23 protein-coding genes and 1 pseudogene are annotated in these 18,981 nt (G+C 37.6%); 12 read left to right on the forward strand and 12 right to left on the reverse strand.

Annotated elements, in window-relative coordinates:
• Positions 1 to 51 precede the first annotated feature (51 nt).
• From AC4MC0_RS10150 to AC4MC0_RS10165, 4 genes are read right to left on the reverse strand one after another with little or no spacing between them, the layout of a single operon-like run.
• Positions 52 to 696: a glycosyltransferase family 2 protein gene (locus AC4MC0_RS10150; RefSeq protein ID WP_005325061.1), complete on the reverse strand. Its 645-nt coding sequence runs from the start codon at positions 694 to 696 to the stop codon at positions 52 to 54.
• The gene (locus AC4MC0_RS10155; protein ID WP_005325058.1) at positions 693 to 1,292 is read right to left on the reverse strand and encodes a class I SAM-dependent methyltransferase; all 600 of its coding nucleotides are present in this window, start codon (positions 1,290 to 1,292) and stop codon (positions 693 to 695) included. The genes AC4MC0_RS10150 and AC4MC0_RS10155 overlap by 4 nt, the downstream gene beginning before the upstream one ends.
• Entirely contained in the window at positions 1,285 to 2,061 is a 777-nt protein-coding gene (locus AC4MC0_RS10160; RefSeq protein ID WP_004985005.1) for a PIG-L deacetylase family protein, read from the reverse strand. Before AC4MC0_RS10160 ends, AC4MC0_RS10155 begins: the two co-directional genes overlap by 8 nt.
• Complete coding sequence (locus tag AC4MC0_RS10165) at positions 2,049 to 3,062, reverse strand: acyl-CoA dehydrogenase family protein (RefSeq protein WP_004985006.1); 1,014 nt, start codon at positions 3,060 to 3,062, stop codon at positions 2,049 to 2,051. Before AC4MC0_RS10165 ends, AC4MC0_RS10160 begins: the two co-directional genes overlap by 13 nt.
• Before the next feature lie 264 nt (positions 3,063 to 3,326).
• Between AC4MC0_RS10165 and AC4MC0_RS10170 the strand changes: the two genes are divergently transcribed.
• Positions 3,327 to 3,560, forward strand: a complete 234-nt coding sequence (locus AC4MC0_RS10170; protein WP_004772208.1) for a DUF2171 domain-containing protein — start codon at positions 3,327 to 3,329, stop codon at positions 3,558 to 3,560.
• Positions 3,561 to 3,760: 200 nt separating this feature from the next.
• On the opposite strand, the gene AC4MC0_RS10175 is transcribed toward AC4MC0_RS10170, so the two are convergent.
• Positions 3,761 to 5,167 carry an iron-containing redox enzyme family protein gene (locus tag AC4MC0_RS10175; protein WP_005005848.1) on the reverse strand — a complete coding sequence of 469 codons (1,407 nt, stop codon included), beginning with the start codon at positions 5,165 to 5,167 and terminating at the stop codon, positions 3,761 to 3,763.
• A 621-nt stretch (positions 5,168 to 5,788) separates the two neighbouring features.
• On the opposite strand from AC4MC0_RS10175, the gene AC4MC0_RS10180 reads away from it, so the two are divergent.
• The 4 genes from AC4MC0_RS10180 to AC4MC0_RS10195 all read left to right on the forward strand — a co-directional run bounded on the left by AC4MC0_RS10180 (position 5,789) and on the right by AC4MC0_RS10195 (position 9,487).
• Positions 5,789 to 5,959, forward strand: a complete 171-nt coding sequence (locus tag AC4MC0_RS10180) for a hypothetical protein (RefSeq protein WP_171249066.1) — start codon at positions 5,789 to 5,791, stop codon at positions 5,957 to 5,959.
• A 107-nt stretch (positions 5,960 to 6,066) separates the two neighbouring features.
• Entirely contained in the window at positions 6,067 to 6,363 is a 297-nt protein-coding gene (locus AC4MC0_RS10185; protein WP_004981674.1) for a hypothetical protein, read from the forward strand.
• Positions 6,364 to 6,434: 71 nt separating this feature from the next.
• On the forward strand, positions 6,435 to 7,118 hold the full coding sequence (locus AC4MC0_RS10190; RefSeq protein ID WP_004986536.1) for a DUF421 domain-containing protein: 684 nt from the start codon (positions 6,435 to 6,437) through the stop codon (positions 7,116 to 7,118).
• A 290-nt stretch (positions 7,119 to 7,408) separates the two neighbouring features.
• Positions 7,409 to 9,487, forward strand: coding sequence for a catalase (locus AC4MC0_RS10195; RefSeq protein WP_010326902.1), 2,079 nt, complete (start codon positions 7,409 to 7,411; stop codon positions 9,485 to 9,487).
• A gap of 67 nt (positions 9,488 to 9,554) precedes the next feature.
• On the opposite strand, the gene AC4MC0_RS10200 is transcribed toward AC4MC0_RS10195, so the two are convergent.
• Positions 9,555 to 9,695 carry a hypothetical protein gene (locus tag AC4MC0_RS10200; RefSeq protein WP_004981682.1) on the reverse strand — a complete coding sequence of 47 codons (141 nt, stop codon included), beginning with the start codon at positions 9,693 to 9,695 and terminating at the stop codon, positions 9,555 to 9,557.
• Between the two features lie 215 nt (positions 9,696 to 9,910).
• On the opposite strand from AC4MC0_RS10200, the gene AC4MC0_RS10205 reads away from it, so the two are divergent.
• The 5 genes from AC4MC0_RS10205 to AC4MC0_RS10225 all read left to right on the forward strand — a co-directional run bounded on the left by AC4MC0_RS10205 (position 9,911) and on the right by AC4MC0_RS10225 (position 13,113).
• Complete coding sequence (locus AC4MC0_RS10205) at positions 9,911 to 10,561, forward strand: SOS response-associated peptidase family protein (RefSeq protein ID WP_010326903.1); 651 nt, start codon at positions 9,911 to 9,913, stop codon at positions 10,559 to 10,561.
• Positions 10,562 to 10,668: 107 nt separating this feature from the next.
• Entirely contained in the window at positions 10,669 to 11,304 is a 636-nt protein-coding gene (locus AC4MC0_RS10210) for a LexA family protein (protein WP_010326904.1), read from the forward strand.
• A 12-nt stretch (positions 11,305 to 11,316) separates the two neighbouring features.
• Positions 11,317 to 12,612 carry a Y-family DNA polymerase gene (locus tag AC4MC0_RS10215; RefSeq protein WP_010326905.1) on the forward strand — a complete coding sequence of 432 codons (1,296 nt, stop codon included), beginning with the start codon at positions 11,317 to 11,319 and terminating at the stop codon, positions 12,610 to 12,612.
• 4 nt (positions 12,613 to 12,616) lie between these two features.
• Complete coding sequence (locus tag AC4MC0_RS10220; RefSeq protein ID WP_010326906.1) at positions 12,617 to 12,835, forward strand: hypothetical protein; 219 nt, start codon at positions 12,617 to 12,619, stop codon at positions 12,833 to 12,835.
• A gap of 56 nt (positions 12,836 to 12,891) precedes the next feature.
• Complete coding sequence (locus AC4MC0_RS10225; RefSeq protein WP_010326907.1) at positions 12,892 to 13,113, forward strand: DUF6500 family protein; 222 nt, start codon at positions 12,892 to 12,894, stop codon at positions 13,111 to 13,113.
• Positions 13,114 to 13,216: 103 nt separating this feature from the next.
• Here the strand turns inward: AC4MC0_RS10225 and AC4MC0_RS10230 are convergent, their stop codons facing one another.
• Together AC4MC0_RS10230 and AC4MC0_RS10235 are read right to left on the reverse strand one after the other, a co-directional pair.
• Positions 13,217 to 13,759: a cysteine hydrolase family protein gene (locus AC4MC0_RS10230; RefSeq protein WP_058951821.1), complete on the reverse strand. Its 543-nt coding sequence runs from the start codon at positions 13,757 to 13,759 to the stop codon at positions 13,217 to 13,219.
• 83 nt (positions 13,760 to 13,842) lie between these two features.
• Positions 13,843 to 14,727, reverse strand: coding sequence for an MBL fold metallo-hydrolase (locus AC4MC0_RS10235; protein ID WP_010326910.1), 885 nt, complete (start codon positions 14,725 to 14,727; stop codon positions 13,843 to 13,845).
• A gap of 132 nt (positions 14,728 to 14,859) precedes the next feature.
• Between AC4MC0_RS10235 and AC4MC0_RS10240 the strand changes: the two genes are divergently transcribed.
• Together AC4MC0_RS10240 and AC4MC0_RS10245 are read left to right on the forward strand one after the other, a co-directional pair.
• Entirely contained in the window at positions 14,860 to 15,819 is a 960-nt protein-coding gene (locus AC4MC0_RS10240; RefSeq protein WP_491887014.1) for a GlxA family transcriptional regulator, read from the forward strand.
• Positions 15,820 to 16,043: 224 nt separating this feature from the next.
• Entirely contained in the window at positions 16,044 to 16,976 is a 933-nt protein-coding gene (locus tag AC4MC0_RS10245) for an IS5-like element ISAba12 family transposase (RefSeq protein WP_063454701.1), read from the forward strand.
• A 620-nt stretch (positions 16,977 to 17,596) separates the two neighbouring features.
• Here the strand turns inward: AC4MC0_RS10245 and AC4MC0_RS10250 are convergent.
• From AC4MC0_RS10250 to AC4MC0_RS10265, 4 genes and pseudogenes are all read right to left on the reverse strand, one after another.
• Positions 17,597 to 17,900, reverse strand: a pseudogene (locus AC4MC0_RS10250) (type II toxin-antitoxin system Phd/YefM family antitoxin).
• A 178-nt stretch (positions 17,901 to 18,078) separates the two neighbouring features.
• Positions 18,079 to 18,486 carry a DUF6088 family protein gene (locus AC4MC0_RS10255; RefSeq protein WP_491887516.1) on the reverse strand — a complete coding sequence of 136 codons (408 nt, stop codon included), beginning with the start codon at positions 18,484 to 18,486 and terminating at the stop codon, positions 18,079 to 18,081.
• Positions 18,487 to 18,513: 27 nt separating this feature from the next.
• On the reverse strand, positions 18,514 to 18,654 hold the full coding sequence (locus tag AC4MC0_RS10260) for a hypothetical protein (protein ID WP_227518686.1): 141 nt from the start codon (positions 18,652 to 18,654) through the stop codon (positions 18,514 to 18,516).
• A gap of 26 nt (positions 18,655 to 18,680) precedes the next feature.
• Entirely contained in the window at positions 18,681 to 18,962 is a 282-nt protein-coding gene (locus AC4MC0_RS10265) for a hypothetical protein (protein ID WP_078390426.1), read from the reverse strand.
• Positions 18,963 to 18,981: the final 19 nt, after the last annotated feature.

Below are 18,981 nucleotides of genomic sequence, written 5' to 3' on the forward strand. Positions count from 1 at the left end.
TTTCACTCGGTATAGCTGTGGATTAGCTTTCTCCACCAAATCAGATCAATTTTATAAATGTTTTAAAAAGTACGATAAACCTTCAGGTGCACGTCCATTTAATCTACTGCTAGTGGTGACGCGAACCAAATTACTCCAAGTGATTTTGCAACATTGCTTAATAAATTTTTCAATTAATGAGACATCCTCATGACAAGGAATAGGTTCAAAGCCTCCCGCCTTAATATAGGCTTCGGCACTAAAGCTTAAATTCGCCCCATGTATATGTTGATGATTCATCATGTCCTGATAATGCGTCAGATATTTTTGCTGTTGTTGTATTGATAAGTGACTAAGATCATCCAGTATAACGATTCCACAAATGGCATCTGTTGGTTGATGTCGCATTTGGCATAGTAACCAATCAGGATCTACAATTGTATCAGCATCCGTGCAAGCGACCCATGTAACTCCTTGATCGATTAGCTGCCTAATGCCAAGGTCTCTGGCCTTGCCCACACAAGCAAAATTACATTCAAGCCAATTCATCTGATGTGACTTTACAATCATGAGGGACTGGTCAGTACAACTGTCTAAAACCACTAGAATCTCGACCTGACCGTGACCTATATGCTGTATAGCGTGTTTAATTGACTGCAAACAAGCGGATAAATTTTGTTCCTCATTATGGGCTGGGATAACAATACCTATTTTCATACTAAGCCCTGTTGTTTTGCCAAAGATGAAGGATTTACCGTCCAGATATCAATGATGAAATCTGGATCATTCAAACTTAAATAATGAGTGAACAACAAAGATTGTTTTAAACAATGATGGACTTGATAAGCATCTAGTTCAAAATCCTGAATGGCGTGACGCCAGTGACAACACAGAATTTCACCTTGTGGCGTTAAACTGTCTTGGAGCTGATCGATCAGTTCATGCAGTTCATTGCGTGATAAGTAATAGGCCACTTCACTGATGACAATCAGATCAAATTTCTGTTCAGGAAAATATTCAGGAATTTTTTGGTGTTGAACGCTCACATGCTTCAAATTCTCTAAACGTTTAGAGGCCCAATGAACAGCATGTTCAGAAAAATCTAGACATAAAAGCTGATCAGCGCGTTTGGCTAAATGTACACTTAAATGGCCATTGGAACAGCCGATTTCCAACACTGATGAATAATGCTGTTGAGTAAGCAATGCCAAACAAATCTGCCTTTTACGAGCTTCATACCAATGTAAATCATAGCCCCAAGGGTCGTTATTGTGATGATATAAGGCTTCGAAATATTGACTAGAATCATTCACAAAGATAAACCTCCCAAGGCATTAACAAACGTTCGATGATTGCTGGAGATAAAATCGCAGAATTGCCTGTACTTTCATCAGCTTCAATCTGACTCTTAAACTGCATGATGGCCCGACGTTTTTTGATTAATTGAGCCTGAGTTAAGTTGTAAGCTCTAGCCTTTTGCCAGTTGATACGCGGATCTAGTGGTAGCGCCCAATGCCAAGCCCAGATCAGCACGTGTAAATATGACATGTCATGAGCTAGAGCAAATGCCTGTACAGTTTTTCCTACCGCTTCATGATCTGGATGCCCATCCTGTGCATAGCTACAAATTAAAATATCTTCCGCTTTAACCAACTTGTCTAATTCTTGCCACAGATGTTCCCTGTGCAAATGAATCTGCCCATCTGGTAAATTTAGTGCAATACGTTGAACATATTCAGAAATATCTAGACGCTGTAAGGCCGCCAAGCTTTCTTGTGGGCGAATTTGATCTAATTGATCTGGGCTGTATTTGGTTGAATGTGGATGGCTTTGTGTCCCATTACTTACGGCCACGATCACCAACTGACAATTCAACATAATTAATTGTTGCATCAAGCCGCCACACCCCAGTATCTCATCATCTGGATGGGGTGCAACAATCAAGATTCTTTTAGACTGAAATTTTTTAAAATTGAGTAGAGAAAGCGGCTGCTGCTCAAATGCATGCAGCCATTGTTCTCGGGAGGTCCCTTGCCCTTCAATAATACGATCTTCGACTAAAGGATGTTTTAGAGCTGCCATGATATTTGCTCCTGTAAACATCGTTCAGCAATTTGCTCATCATCGAATGCCGCATGACTTTGCCGAATAAATACAGGTAAATCAGCCATTAGGCTGGCAAAAGTTGCTTGTTCACAAAAAGGCCGTGCTCCAAGCGCTTTTCCTACCCCTTCAATAACCTCCAAACAGCTTTGTTCTGCCTGCGCACGCAAGATCCGTACATCCCGTTCATGGCTAAGCTTGGGTTGGCTATCAATCAGTTGCGCGATATATTGGAAATATTGTCGGGTTACAGCAAGTCGAGTTACCAACCGCCCTAAATACATTTTCTTAAAAGGATTAGGGGCTTTAAGGCAACTTTGTTGTAGCTCATCCACTAACCGCACCGCGGCACCGTACCAGCAAGCTGCAACACCCGCAGCACCATGCCAGAAACCAACCCGATCAAGGTAGTCATTGGGGTGACCAATGAGTTTGACTGCTATCTCTTGAAAATTGACTCTTGCGGTCTGTGTTCCCTTCATGCCTATAGCTTGCCAGTGAGCCAGATCAATGGTGATCAAGGATTGGTTGAGGTCAATAATGCAGAGCTGAGATTGCCCCTGTTGATCTTTAAAACTGATTAATGCTTTATGAATAAATTCAGCGCCTGAACACCACGGCTTAATTCCATTACAAAGCCCATTTTCGACCTGTAACGGCACGGGTCCACCATCGGCAGCCCAAACAGCCCATGTCTCCTCATTGATTTCATGTTGATAACCGAGTTCATGCAAAATACTTAAAGCATCAAAATGGGACTCAAAAAGCTTTGCTAAACTTAGGTCAAAGCCAGCTATCTGGGCAAAAATTTGCCAGCGTTGATAGGTTTGTCCCGAAGCAGGGTCAGGCAATCGTCCAACAGAATGAATCAACTGTTTCAACACAATTGGACGTTGAGTTAGCTTTTCTTCAGCTGAATACTGCTCAAAGCGATTTAATATGTCTAAAGTTGAGCTTTTTATAAATATTTTTCTATTCATTCTTAAAATGTTAATTCAAATGAGTTTATTTAAACAATAATTGAAATAATCTGTTTAGTTAAATAGATAAATTGTAATGAAAAGATAATTATTCGTAATTATTTAACTATTTATTTCTTTTTGTTTCATTGTTAACTAAATAGTAGGTTTAAGTGAATCTATAAAATCATCATGTAAGGATTATTTAAAATCCAACAATTATGAGGAAATAAGCAGTAGCTTAAAGGCTTCTGTGTTGTAATGTTTATAAAAGAGGTTTAAGAAATGAGTACTTTAAATATTCAAGATATTAAAAAACATTCAGATGTAATTGCTTCTTGTGGTACCAAAGTCGGAACAGTTGATCATCTCGAAGGTGATAGCCAACTCAAACTGACGCGTGATGAAAATGATCAGCATCATCTGATCCCAACGGCATGGATTGGTGAGGTCAAAGATGACAAAGTAGTTCTGATTAAAAATTCAGAAGAAGTTAAGCAACAATGGCAAGCTATTTAAATTATCGTAAAATAAAGAGTACGGCTAGAATTTGATCGTACTCTTTATTTCTTTGTAAGTAATTTCAAAAAAGCCCTAAGCCTTCGCAATGTCCGTTTGAATCAAAGGTGTTTCATTTCATACGTGTAAAAAATAGCGAGATGCAATCTATTTGTCATAGACTACATCTATTCTGTATAAATTAATAAGTTAGCCTACTCTTATTTAAAATTACTGCCTAAGAATGGGAAAATATATTCAACTACTTTTTGCGTAGCCCATAAACCAATCTCTTGGTGATGTTGATGTGGAGCTAAATATGGCATCAATTTGCTAATTTTATGTCCAGTATTTGTAGATATCTGAATTTGCTGCTGTAACAGCAATAATTCCTTTTCTGACAAATAACTAAAATCATTTAGTTCTATAAAGTTTTTTATATATTCTGTATTTACTGGGTTAATGCGTCTACTTGAATTAGCACCAGCAATCCAATCATAAATAAAAGCTTTTTCTGCAGCAGAGAAAACTCCAAACATTTTCCCATCTTCATCATTGATCATTTTCCAAAATCGGCTATGTTCAGGATCTTCGTTAAGCTTAATCCATCCTATTTTTATTAGCTCAAGAATGAATTCCTCAACCTGATCTTCTTCTGATAGCCATGAATTTACAGACTTATTCTTAAACTTGCATTTCTCATTATGCATGTGCTTTCCAACCAAAGCTTTGCTCTTGAAAATGTCCAGAACCACTCGCTCAGTATTTAGGTTCTTTATTATTTGAACTGAGCTAATTCCCCGATTATTCAATAAAAAGCCTATCTTTAATTTACGAATAAATTCGGATTGATTTGGGTAACGTTTGGCTAAACATTTGATCGCATTTGTAGCTAATTGAGCATGTCCATTATCAAAGTTATCAATTGTAATGTGTAGGTTAAAATATTTGGAATCAATACCTAACTCTTTAAGTTCATAATTTGTAATCAGTAAATGAAGTGGTAGTTGTTCGTATCCAAAATTAAAACCTGCAATCTCGGGTATAAAATCTGATGGAGCATAAGCTAAAGCCAATTGTATTGCTGACTGGTGATAGTATTCATCAGGTAAATTCATTGAAAATTGATGAAGACCAAGTGATAGAAGTAATTTATTGAAAATTTTTACATGGTTACTTTGACTAGAACCTAACCCCAACTCCTCAACATATATCTGTATAAAGTCTCTAAAAGCTGGATCATTCCAGTACTGCGTAAAGCTATAAAGCCAAGCACCGTCTACACGTTTGGTCGGTGCTACTTTGTATAAAAATTCATAAGCTTTACTTGTAGTTCCAAAAAACTCCCTTGCACTCCCATTTTCACGCCTTTCTAAGTACTCTTTGTAATGCAAGCATTGCGTTTTATTATGTTTCTGCATCCAGACTGCCAATTGATCAACATTAGTAGGAAAATCAGAGAAATCACTATCCAAATGAAGTATTTCGTTTTCTAGGAAATGATAAGCTTTCAACTCTTTTTCAGAACGTGACATTGATGGATCTAAGAAAAATTGTGTTATTTCAAAATATTTCTGATGGGCATCGGTTATTAAATTTAAAATTCTCTCTTTTACTGCAGTAGGCATTATAATTCTCTCGCGGTAAATAACTTATACCAACATAATTGACACTTGTACTTAATTAATTAACAACTTTGAAAAGAAACGTTAACAAATGTAATCCTTTAGTTTATTTAGTTTTAAAATACAAAAATTTAAGTAAATAATTATAATATTTGAAATAAAGAAACATTTCACTATATGTGATTTCAATCACATTCATTAAAATTAAAAAAATATGGTGCTTAAAATTAGTGAAAAAGCATTTTATCTAATTTATAAAATTGTTAACTGTATTTATTGAAAGTACAAGCACTGCTATTATTTCTGTCGTTATTCTGTTGATATCCTACACGGATTTTTCTTTTTTTTAAAATTAAAAAAAATCAATAAATTACAAACACAACTCCAATCAAAAAGATATAAATATGAATTAAGAATAAAATTAAACATTGTTAGCCTTTTGTAAAAAACAAAATATATATTTCCATTTATTATCAATACCTAAACTTTTAAAACAAACACAATTTAACTCAAAAATTAAAATGTAACACCTCTGATGTTTTTTAAAACACAAATTATGATATTAATAATAAATCTACTGATCAATTAATGTAGATTAATTCTAATCTTATGAGGTTCAGTAAAATGACTAATCAAAATCAACAGCAGAAAAATCAGCAACAGCAGCAGCCAAATCAACCGCAAAAAAAGCCAGATCAGCAACAACAGCAACCAGACCAACCGCAAAAAAATCCGAATCAGCAAAAACAACCGAACCAAAACCAGAAAAATGACCAACACGCTCAACAGAAATAATAGTTTTTCATGTTGAATAATATTATTAAATTCTTAAACTCATTCATTAATTAAATCCAACTAAGAATTTTTTTTGAATTCTTAGTTGGATAGAATTGGAGTTCATTATGACTATCAATGACCATCAAGACGAAAACCCAATCAAGCATGATTGGCGTACAGATTATTCAAACCGCCCATATTACGGCGATATCCAACGAGAACTTCCTGATGTAGATTATGACCGTGATCTTCGTTCAGCCTATGAATTAGGTCAGCATGCCCGAAATGAGCGTGGTACTGATGCACGATTTGAGGATTCAGAAAGTGATCTAAAAGTAAAATGGGAAGAACTAAAGGCTGAATCACGCTTAAAGTGGGAACAAGCCAAACATGCGATTAAAGATGCATGGGACAAAATGTAAGCCAATATAATGATAATGAGCCTTTTAGGCTCATTATCAGCACATCTAAATAATAATTAAATAGGTGTAAAATGGACTTTATAAAAATACTATTAGCTGATACTACATTTACTTTTGCAGCAGAAATTGTACTTCGTAGTGTCTTGATGTACTTCCTGATTATCTTAGTTTTAAGATTTTCTGGTAAACGTGGTGTTAGGCAACTTTCCATCTTTGAAATCGCAATTATTCTTAGTTTAGGATCTGCTGCTGGCGATGCTATGTTCTATGAAGAAGTTCCGATCATACATGCTGTCATCGTTTTTGCAGTAATTATGGCTTTATATCGCTTAACAACTTATTTAATGATGAAATCCGATGCTATTGAGACCGTATTGGAAGGTCGACCTATATACATCGTCAAAAATGGTTTACTGATTGTTGAGGATATTAAGCAAGAAAAGTATTCATACGATGAGTTCTTTGCTGAAATGCGCCAAAAAAAAATAGAGCATCTCGGACAAGTTAAAATAGCACTGCTTGAGACTGATGGCTGCCTAAGCGTGATCCCATATTCTAAAGAAAATATAAAATGGGGCCTTCCTCTGTTTCCCGATGAATACCAAATCGCAGATCATCATAATGTCGATCACTTTTATTCTTGTATGTTGTGTGGTCAAACCCAACGTTTAAATCATTTAAATGAAGAATGCCCTCGCTGTCAAAATACAAAATGGGCTAAATCCTGTTTGTATTGTGAGGAATATCAAAATTAATAAGCTTTTGTTTTGACTTAGATTAATTCAATATTATTTAAAATGAATAGTTTAAGCGAACAAAAAATACACATTTCTTTACCTTACTCAAAGCGTAAATACTTAAAGTTTATATGGGTATCTTTGATCCAAAAAAGAGTTTTCTTGCAAGTAACTCATATTCGATTGTAGATAACCTATTAAATTGTATAAGCACAAAATATCCGTCAACAAATAAGCCATTAACTTACGTGAAAATAAATACTTATTTTCATAAAACTTTATAAAGCAAATGTATAAGAGAATGTGATATGAAAGAACCAAATACACCAAAAATCGACCAGCTTTCTGAGGAAGCATACGTGGATCCTATAGGTAAAACTCTTACCACTTCTTTAGGTGTTCCCGTAGCTGATAATCAAAATAGTCTAAAAATTAATGAGAAAGGCCCTACTCTTCTCGAGGACTTTCTTCTAAGGGATAAACTTATTCATTTTGATCGTGAGCGTATTCCAGAACGTGTTGTACATGCTCGAGGGGTCGGTGCTCATGGTTACTTTCAAGCTTATACCGGTAATGAAAAATGGACTAAAGCTAAGTTCCTAACGGACACAAATAATCGAACTCCTATCTTTGTCCGTATTTCTACAGTTCAAGGTGGGCGAGGTTCGGCTGATGTCGTTCGAGATGTACGAGGTTTTTCTATAAAATTTTATACTGAAGAAGGAAATTATGATTTGGTGGGGAATAATATCCCTGTCTTCTTCATTCAGGATGCTATTAAATTTCCGGACTTTGTTCATGCAGTAAAACCAGAAGATGCCAATGAAGTTCCAACTGGTCAATCTGCCCATGATACTTTCTGGGATTTTATTTCTTTAAACACCGAAGCATCACATATGACTACTTGGATAATGTCTGATAGAGCAATTCCAAGAAATCTACGCTCTATACAAGGTTTTGGTGTTCATACATTTAGATTGATTAATAAGAATAATGAAGCATTCTTAGTGAAATTCCATTGGACTCCAAAGCAAGGGGTAGCTCAAGTCGTCTGGGATGAAGCCTTAAAAATTAATGGCAAAGATCCCGATTTTCACAGACGTGATCTGTGGGATGCTATTGAGCGTGGCAATTACCCGGAATGGGAATTAGGCGCACAAATTTTCTCTGAAGAAGATGCAAAACAATGGGACTTTGATGTCTTAGATGCTACAAAATTAATCCCAGAAGAACTTGTACCTGTCACTCCACTAGGTAAATTTGTTTTAAACAAAAATACAGATGATTTTTTCGCAGAAACAGAACAAGTTGCTTTTAGTCCTGCAAATATTGTCTCAGGTATAGATTTTAGTAACGATCCCCTTTTACAAGGACGGCTATTTAGCTATACGGATACTCACTTACACAGACTAGGTACGGTAAATTTTAATCAAATTCCAATTAACAAACCCGTTTGTCCTTTTCATACGAATAGACGAGGTGGTTATGCTAATCACGAAGTTTATAAAGGAAAGGCAAATTATGAACCTAATTCTGTTGATGAAAATTGGCCAAGAGAATCACCTAATGACAGTGGTGCCTTCAAGACACATCCTGAAGAAGTACAAGGCAGCAAACTAAGAGTTCGACCAGAAAGTTTCGCTGATCATTTCTCGCAAGCCACAATGCACTACCATAGTTTGGAAAAACATGAACAACAGCATATTAAGGATGCATATTCTTTTGAATTATCTAAGGTTAAATCGGAAGATATCCGCAGACGTGTAGTTTACGCTGTCTTAGCTAATATTGACTTGGACTTAGCTGAATATGTTGCGAAAGAGCTAGGTATTAAAACTCCCCCTAAACAGCAAGATAGTCTGCACCAACCCGTAATTGCATCTTCGAAAAGATTAAGTACCTCATCTTTTCCTGCATCTGATATTAAACAGCGAAAAATTGCCTTGCTCGTTCATAACGGTGTAAATGCGTCATCAATAGATGATATTAAAATATGGGCTGAAGCCGAAAAAGCTATTGTGGAAACTTTAGCACCGAACGCAGCCCCTGTTAAATCTTGTGATGGCAATGAAATACCAGTAGATGGAAGACAAAATGGCGAGCCTTCAGTGACTTATGATGCCGTAATCGTGATTGATGGGAATAATTTAGAAGTATTTAAGGCTGATGGAGTTTCTAAACATTATGTATTAGAGACATATAAGCATCTCAAGCCCATTGTTTTCCTGGGTGATAAATGCGCTTTAATAGATGAGTTTCAGCTCACTAAGGATGCAGCTCTATTCTCTACTCAAAATTTTAAAGAGATCCAAGATCAATTCAAACAAGCTATTCAAAATCACCGTTTGTGGGATAGAGAAAAAGTTGTCGCAGCTATTCCAGCATGAATTTATTTGAGATTAAAAGTAGTGTAAGCATTTGATTTCAAAAAGCCCTCGACGAGGGCTTTTTGATCTACTTCTGCTCTTTAAGCGGGTTCTCGGGCTCTTCATTAGGTTTTTTTTGGGGATCCGGATTCTGATAGGTTTTCTGATCACCCTTGTCATCGTTTGATTCTTTTTGAGGATTGGACTCTTGCGTTTGTTTATTAGTCATAGCGATTCCATCACCAGTATAGCTTATATAAATAAATATGACTTGTAGAGCTGAGTATCAATTATAGATATGTAAAACTCACTGTTTTTAGGTTTAATACTGCAAATTCTTATGTGAGCACTGCGTTGACGATACTAAATTGTTTTGAAATCATTTTATTCTTAGTTGGGTTACTATTTGAGCGATGATCATGAAGAATAAACAGGGATAAGTCTATGTGCGCAAACTTCGAAGCGATAAGAAAGAATCGTGCATTCCTGATAGATCTCCCTGAACCTGATCAATTGCAATTTCCTGAAGACATATTTCCTAACTATCCCTCTCCTTTGATCTTTTCCAATGACGGCAAGATCGAATGGCGATCGGTTAATTTTGGAATGATTCCTAAGTGGGCCAAGGAAAAGAATTTCGGCAAGTACACATACAATGCCCGGACTGAAACGGTCGCTGAAAAACCCAGTTTTAGGGAGGCTTGGCATAAGTCTCAATTTGGTTTAATCCCTGTCGAAACCATCTTTGAGCCTAAATACATTGACGGGAAATCTCACTGGTATGGGATTGCACGTGAGGATGGCATGCCCTTTACTGTGGCGGCCATATACGAGAATGCTGTCATCGATGGGGAGCAAATCCGATCAATGAGCATGCTCACCATCAATGCCGATAAACACCCCTTTATGAAGCAATTCCATAAACCTAAAGATGAGAAGCGCTCGATCATCGTAATCCCTGACGAATACCGCGAAGAATGGCTGAATTGCAGCTTTAAAGAGGCGCATGAGTTCTTCTTTGAAATGCAGGATGAGTACATCACCTTCCCTAAATCCCACTTATCCGAAAATGGTGCTCAACCTAATTTAATTTGAAGGTGCCTTGATTATCCACAGCTTTTAAATTTGAAATTTAATTCAGCGCAGACTATTCTAAAAAAAGAGTTCAGTTCCAAACACGCCTCGTAGCGTAGGAGTCAAACATGTCAAAGAAACTACCGATCTATTTCTCGGATGACGTCTGGTCATTCCTTCAAACACTCATGGGTCCCGATGGTGCTCCTAGTCCTACAGTCAATGCTGTCTTTGAAAAAATACAAAAAAAGCATGAGCTAGGCTCTAAGTTTGATCTTAAAGAAATTTCAGTCAAAACCCGCCTCGAAATTCCGTCTGCACTGGAACGTTTTTCAGCTGGTCCTGCTTTTGGTACCAAAGACCATATCGATAAGTCGATCGACTTAAATGACTTTCTTATCTTCAACCCCATATCCACTTTTATGGGACGGGTTGATAGTGAGTCTATGCTTTACGCTGGTTTTGAAATCGATGACCCTTTCTTGGTCGATAAGAGCATTACAGCACAGCATAGAGATATCGTTTTAGCCCTCATCGATGAGCGTGAAATAACACTTAAGCGGTTAATGATGACCGCTAAGATGTCAAAACAAGAAATCAAAGAAATGTTTGGGGATGAAGACTATGAACTTCCCCCTATTTGGCTGAGAGCTGAAAATCCAGCTTACGAGCATATTATTCCTAAAGACAGCCAGTCTATCTCTATCCAAGGGGTTGTGACTTTCAACCTCAAGCAATTTTATAGACGCTCGACCAGCAAATAAGAAGTATAAAAAATGAAAGCTGAAAATCGTATATTCGCGTTAGTGGACGTGAATAACTGCTACGTCAGTTGTGAGCGTATTTTTAATCCGTCCCTTAATAATCGTCCGGTCATTGTTCTCTCGAGTAATGATGGTTGTGCCGTGGCGCGCTCCCAAGAAGCCAAAGACATTGGTATTAAAATGGGTGTGCCGGTATTCCAGATTCAAGACATCATCAAGAAGCATGATGTTCAGGTGTTCTCCAGCAACTTTGCCCTATATGGGGCCATGTCTCGTCGTTTTATGACTTTACTGGGGATGTATGTTGCACCAGGAGAGCAAGAGATTTATTCAGTTGATGAATGCTTCTTGGATCTCACCAGCTATGAGCACTTATTTGATTTAACCGACTATGCCCAAGACATTCGCAAGACTGCTTGGCAGTGGCTCACTTTACCCTGCTGTGTGGGCATTGGACGTTCAAAGACTGAAGCCAAAATTGCCAATCATCTAGCCAAGAAGAATAAGTTCTTTAATGGAGTGTGCAATCTGGTCGATATGGATCCCTGCTCAACTGAAGCCATGCTTGCACAGATCGATGTTGGCGAGGTTTGGGGAGTTGGTCGCCAGAACAGTAAAAAGCTCAATACAATGAATATCCGTACCGTTTTGGATTTAGTTCAAGCGCATCCAGCAGAGATTAAAAAGCAGTTCAGTATTGTTATGGAAAAGACTGTACGCGAGTTGAATGGGATCTCATGCATCGATCTAGAGAGTGATGCGCCTGCTAAAAAGCAAATCATCAGTAGCCAATCTTATGGCCAACCGATTTACGACATTGAAAATATCAAATCCTCAGTGCGTTTATATGTGCAAAGAGCTGTCTCAAGGCTTCGGGATGATATGTCCCTATGCAAAATGATTGGGGTGTTTATTCAAACTGGTCGCTTTGATAAATGTGCAAAATACACACCTTACGTGATTATGCAGCTACATGAACACAGCGATGATGTATTAGAGATTACCCGCATAGCAATGCAGGCCATTGATGAAATATTCAAACCCGGATTTAAGTATAAAAAGGCAGGCATCATCCTGATGGAGATCATACCTAAAACCAAATTCTCCCCTGACCTATTTACCGATTATTCGCTACAGATTAAGCGAGCCAAGCTCTCCGACACCTTAGATCACATCACCCACAAGTATGGCAAGAACACGCTGTCGTTGGGCTTGTGTGGGCGAAAAGAAGAACACTGGCAAATGAATCAAGAACGCAAATCCCCAAACTATTTAACCGAATGGAATGAACTCTTTAGAGTGAGATAAGACTATGCATTTATTTAAACTTTCAAATGAACAATTGGCGCAGATTTTAATTCCTAAGCGGTTCGTGCCGCCTACTCCTGAAGAATTCAAAGACAAGAATATGGTCTATGTCTTTGACAGTGAGGATAAGTTTGAGCTGACTTATGATGAGCTGGTTGAGATTATTGGTAAGGCTAGACAGGCTGGACCTAGAATGATTCCAGTGTTGGGAACAGTAAACTAAAACAATCGGCAGGAATACGGGTTTTAGAGAAATTGAACAATTGAAGTAGGTCAAAAATGAGAGATGAATTAAAAGAAATTTTTATTCGTGGGTGCAACGAGAAAATTGAGAAAAAAGGAGAAAATGTCGGTCTATCCTTTTATGCTTTCTTCAAGAATAAAAATGATAATCCAGAACTAATAATGGAGGCTGCTCACTGGTGGATTATGAAACACAAATTAGATCACTTCGAGAAAGCAGTTAAAGTTAGGCAACTTGTTTTAGGTGAGTCAAAGTAATAAAAAACAATGATAGAGCGCTTAACTCTATCATTGTTTGATATAGGATATTGATTATTACAATAAAAATTATAAACAAAGTACAATATTAAAATCTTAGTCTTTAGCTAACATAATCTTCAGTTGATATTACTTGAGCATATGCAAATTCAAAAGCGGCCATTAATGTTGCATGGACATGACCAGCAGGTACTTTAACGCCATTAAATTCCAAGTCTAGTGTTGCACAAGCATCATGTATCACTTTTACCTTATAACCAAAATCAGAAGCAGCACGAACAGCAGCATCAACACACATATGCGTCATAGCACCAATCACGACTAACTCAGTCACTTGATTGCTATCTAAAATTTCTTTGAGATTCGTATTTAAGAACGCATTGATGTGATTTTTAATGATTACAGCTTCATCTTCTTGAGGCTTAACTGTGTCCTGAAATTCAATACTATTTGAGCTAGGTTCAAATATAGGAGATTCAGCATCAGCAATATGTTGCACATGAATCACTTGAGTACCCAGTTGACGGGCTTTCGCAATTACTTTCACTGCATTAGCAGCAGCTTGTTCAATATTTACCAATGGTAATTTACCTGTAGGTAGATATTCATTTTGTAAGTCGATAACTAATAAAGCTGATTTTGACATACCTATTCCTTTACTTAACTAATATTTGTTTTGTTCTACTTATGTTTTAAAGAAGTGGAATGCTTCCACTTCTTTAAGTCACTTTAGAAAGAAAGCGTTTCACCATCGATAGGAATTAAAACCTTATCTTGGATTCCTTTGTCCTTTACATAATCTGCAAGCTCAGCACGTGTTACCGACATGTGGTTAATTGCATCCATGTGAACAGCAACCACTTTAGCATTTGGTGCTTTCTGAGTTGCATGATAAGTATCTTCTTTGCCCATAATAATGGATTCTTTAAAGCCATCAACCAAGGCGTTACCTGTATTCAAGACAATCACATCAGGTTTAAATGTTTGAATCGCTTGATCAACTTCAGAACGCCAGATGGTATCTCCTGCCACATAAACAGTTTCATGGCCAGCAGCTTCAAATACCACACCCATTGCTTCACCTAATCCAGCTTTAAGCTTAGGAATACGGTACATGGCATCAGTACCGTGTTGACCACCAGTTTTAGTGAGCTTAATCCCTTCAAAGGTCGCTTGAGTTAATACACGAACATCTTTGAAGCCTTGTGACTGAATGATTTTCTGGTCTTCTTTATTCTGTACAAACAACGGCATGTTTTTCGGAATAGTCGCTTGTGCTGCATCATCCCAATGATCTAGATGGGTATGGGTCACGATTACCGCATCTACACCTTCTAAAATCGTTTCGGGCTTGATAGGCAAATCGACTAATGGGTTCCGTAAATAGTTACGATGAGTATCAGGAAAACCTTCATAGAATCCTTTTTTAGCAAACATTGGGTCAATTAAAAAAGTCGTATCAGCATAGGTTACTTTAATCGTTGCATTGCGAATTTCTTGTATATGCGTAACTTTAGAAGTATCTCGCTGAACCACCTTATCATTCGCATATAAATGGACTGAAGCCATTGCCAGAGAGAGTGCAATAACAGAGCTACTTAAAATTTTATTCATGTTCCAGATCCAATCATTTAGTCATACTCGAATCATGATAGGAAAAATTAAGCAATAAAATTGTCCTTAAGGACAATCATCGAAACTATTGGGACAACATGCTATATTTATTATTTTAGAGAGGTAGATTGAATGGCTATACCAGTGATTGGATTGTTCGTATATCCCAATATAAATCCATTTCACTTCTCTATCCCCCATATCATTTTCAATATCAAGATTGAAGATAAACGCTTATTTGATCTGAGAATTTTTTCTATAGATGGCCAACCCGTAAAAACAGAACAGTCTATGATGATTATCCCTGATGGGGGGATCGAACTTATTAAACAATTGGATCTTATTATTATTCCTGGATGGGATGATTTTAATCACAAACCTGAAAAAGTACTTATCGATGCCCTAAATTGTGCATATCAAGCTGGAATTAGAATTGTAGGGTTATGCTATGGAACTTATGCATTGGCATATGCAGGGCTGCTTGACCATAAAAAAGCAGCTACGCACTGGATGGCTGAACAAGATTTTAGTGAACGATTTCCACAGGTTCAGCTTGATAATGACGCCCTGTATGTAGAGGACCAAAGGATCGTAACCTCTGCTGGAACAGGCGCAGCGTTAGACTGCTGCTTGTACTTGGTACGTGAAATCTATAATGCACGAATTGCGAATAAAGTCTCTAGAGTAATGGTGATCCCGCCTCACCGTGAAGGTGGGCAAGCTCAGTTTATTGAACAGCCAGTCGCAGAATCGAGCCAAGATGCACAAATTAATGTATTACTTGATTTTTTAAGAAAGAATTTAGCTTTACAACATAATATTGAAAGCCTCGCTGAACGGACACATATGACACGCAGGACGTTCACACGGCATTTTAAGAAAGCGACAGGCATGACCCTAGTCGATTGGCTGAATACTGAAAGAATCAGATTAAGTTGTGAACTTTTAGAAACGACAAACTTGTCTATCGAAAAGATAACCGAGCTTTCAGGTTTTAATAATACCGTGTCATTTAGAAAAAATTTTCGTGAAAAATATGGCACCAGCCCTCAGGCATGGAGAAAAGCATTTGGGATCAAAAAAAAAAGATAATCATCCCCACTTTCTATAAAAGAGTTATTCGAAACAGCCCTCACAGAAGGACTATTCCAATTCACACACTGCACAAAGACAGTGACTGTACCTTTATCAAAATCGAATCCGCTGTTCAGGCTGAGAGCAGGATGCACAGCATGAATGTTTTGATCATGATAGAAACAAAGGGCTTTGTTGCACAAACCTATCTGTAAAGGGTTTTTCAGCGATATAATTTTCAAATGAAGAAGCCTACACACAAAATCTACCGCACAACCAATTGGCCCGCATATAACCGAGCACTCATGAGTCGCGGAAATATTGCCATTTGGTTTGATCCTGCTACGCAATGGTATGCGCCATCAAAAGGCAAACAAGGGCGAAATCAAACCTACTCCGACGCAGCCATCCAATGCTGCTTAATGATTAAATCCTTATTCCGTCTGTCTTTACGTATGGTCACTGGCTTTGTGCAAAGTCTGATTAAACTTTGCGGATTAAATTGGATAGCTCCAGATTACACCACGCTTTGTAGAAGACAAAAGCATATTGATATTGTAATCAGCTACCAAAAAAGTAGCGATGGGCTGCATCTACTCATGGACTCTACAGGCATGAAGTTTCTAGGTGAGGGCGAATGGAAACGCAAGAAACATGGACCTGAATATCGTCGCCAATGGCGTAAACTTCATATTGGTATAGATGCTAAAACCCTACAAATACGAGCAGTTCAGCTTACAACCAATAATGTCAGTGATTCACAGGTGCTTGGTGATTTACTTAATCAGATTCCACAAGATGAGCAGATTAACTCTGTTTATACCGATGGAGCTTATGACACCAAGCAATGCCGTCAGGTCATTGCAGATCGGCAAGCGCATGCGGTGATTCCACCTAGAAAAAATGCGAAACCATGGAAAGATACAAAGAGTAGCTCGCTAGAGCGAAATGAATTACTTCGAACAATTAAACGTTTAGGCAGGACACTATGGAAAAAATGGTCAGGCTATCATCGTCGAAGTTTGGTTGAAACTAAGATGCATTGCATCAAATTATTAGGAGATAAACTCAGTGCAAGGAGTTTTGATAGCCAAGTGAATGAGATCCATGCACGTGTAGCAGTCCTTAACAGATTTACGGAATTAGGTCGACCACTTACCCAAGTTACGCCTTAAATTTGGCTCAATTAGGGGCGCTTTGCATTTCAAATCTTTGTGCAACAAAGCCGTTTTTTCATTGTTCCTCCTAGGTAACATTACCTAGAAGGGATCCTCTGCGAAATAGTACATCGTCTTTAACCCTGTGAATTAAAATTTAGTATGTAAAAATATCACCAAGTAGTATGAAATAAACTACTACAAGGTAGTATAACTAAAATCAATGTATACAATATGTGAGACCATTATTTACTAAATACTGTCTTGTTTATTGGGCTCAGGAAAAATATGAGGAATTCAAAACATTCTTAGCATTAAATCCTGAAGCAGGAGATGTAGAGCCTAATACAGGTGACAGTCCAAGAATAGACCATTTTTGTCTAGGAAAGTGGTGGCAGTCCAATTTTCATAATCACTCATCAACCTTTTGATCCATTGCGACAAATAGGCTGAAAGTAACTTTGCATAATCTTCAGGTGATAACTCATTTTTTATTGCTTTGTACTGGCTTATAATCGAATCTAAAAATATAACAGTTAAATTAGTTTTACCAATTCCAACTGTATAACACCCTTTCCGTTCAAGGGTATCTGAATCAAATCTTACGAAAATCCCATAATTATCACCAACAGCTATGCTTATTGCCCTTCTGCTTCTTCAAACACACCTTTTTTTGTTCAAAAGCATAGGTTTGATCGGCTGATCTGTTAACTGAGCAATATCCAATAGATCACAAACCATCTGTTGTCCGAACTGTTCACGTCGAGCAGCTTCAACGATTTCCTGCATGTTTTGAAATTCTTCAAAGCTTAGAATAACAGCTTCGGGCGTATTGTTCCTGCAAACAAAAACAGGTTTATGGCTATCTTTGACAACTTGAACAATTTTACTCCAAGATTTGCGAACATCAGTCGCACCATTAATAAAAGTTAACCCCTTCATATCTAAGAGCTCATACTATATGGTAAGAATTGCATCATATTTTCCCTATAATTTGACCATCTTTCAAGCATGCAATATCAATATTAACTATGTAATTTAATTCTTGATCGCCTACTTGGAACAGGAATGATAGGTAGGGTGCAAATAGGAATAGTTCGTAGGCTTACACAGAAATAGGCTATTTCGGCAAATCGGCTGAAAGTAACTTTGCATACTCCTCAGGTGATAACTGATCTTTGATCGCTTTGATGATCTTATCATCCACAACATTTGGTCCTAAATAATACAGAGCTGAGATCGCCATACCGACCTTTTGCAAAGGGTATTGAAGCAGTCGTTGATCATCCGTGTGATTCAGTACCACATCTACACCCGCCAGTTTGAATCGTCTTGAACGGCCATTTGTATGTAAGACATAATATAGAGGCACTTGAGTACTTAACCCTAAACGATTGGCACAATAGCCTCCATCATATTGAAACGTCTCACCGGTTAATCGAGTGATCCCGGCTAACACTTTGGAGAGATCAGGGGGTAAGGCTCTCGGCGGATTAAAAAGATTGGAGAATTTAACTTTATAGTAAATATTGGGTACAACTAAACTAACCTCCCCCTAATCCAGATAATGCGATAAAAAGCTTAAAAACTGCTTTTTGGAAAGAGAAACTCTGAAATCTTGAACGGAAAACACGGAGCCTGCTGCTAAGTTTTTCAATTCAGCTTCTACTAAAAGTCTTTTAATATTGTCATCCATAGGCACAATTCATCATCTTGATATACTTATTTCAGACCAAATCGTTCTAATGCAGCTTCGTTAAAATCCTCATTAAACATCTGCTTCACCCGATGTTCTCTTTTTAACGTTGCGACAGTAGCGAAGAAACATGCCTCACATAAATACAGTTCATACTGTTCTCCATCATGCTTCGACCCACTGCCCCAATTGGCAGACAGTATCCCATGGTTCAGTTGCGTGGATTCCATGCAAACGTCACATAAAATATCTGCGGGTTGTTCTAGGTCTTTGTGTTGTTCTAGATCTTCGTGTTCTTTGCTTTCCATATTTGCATCCTCTTTTTTG

This window comes from Acinetobacter sp. CAU_H_S139_7 (assembly GCF_058599305.1).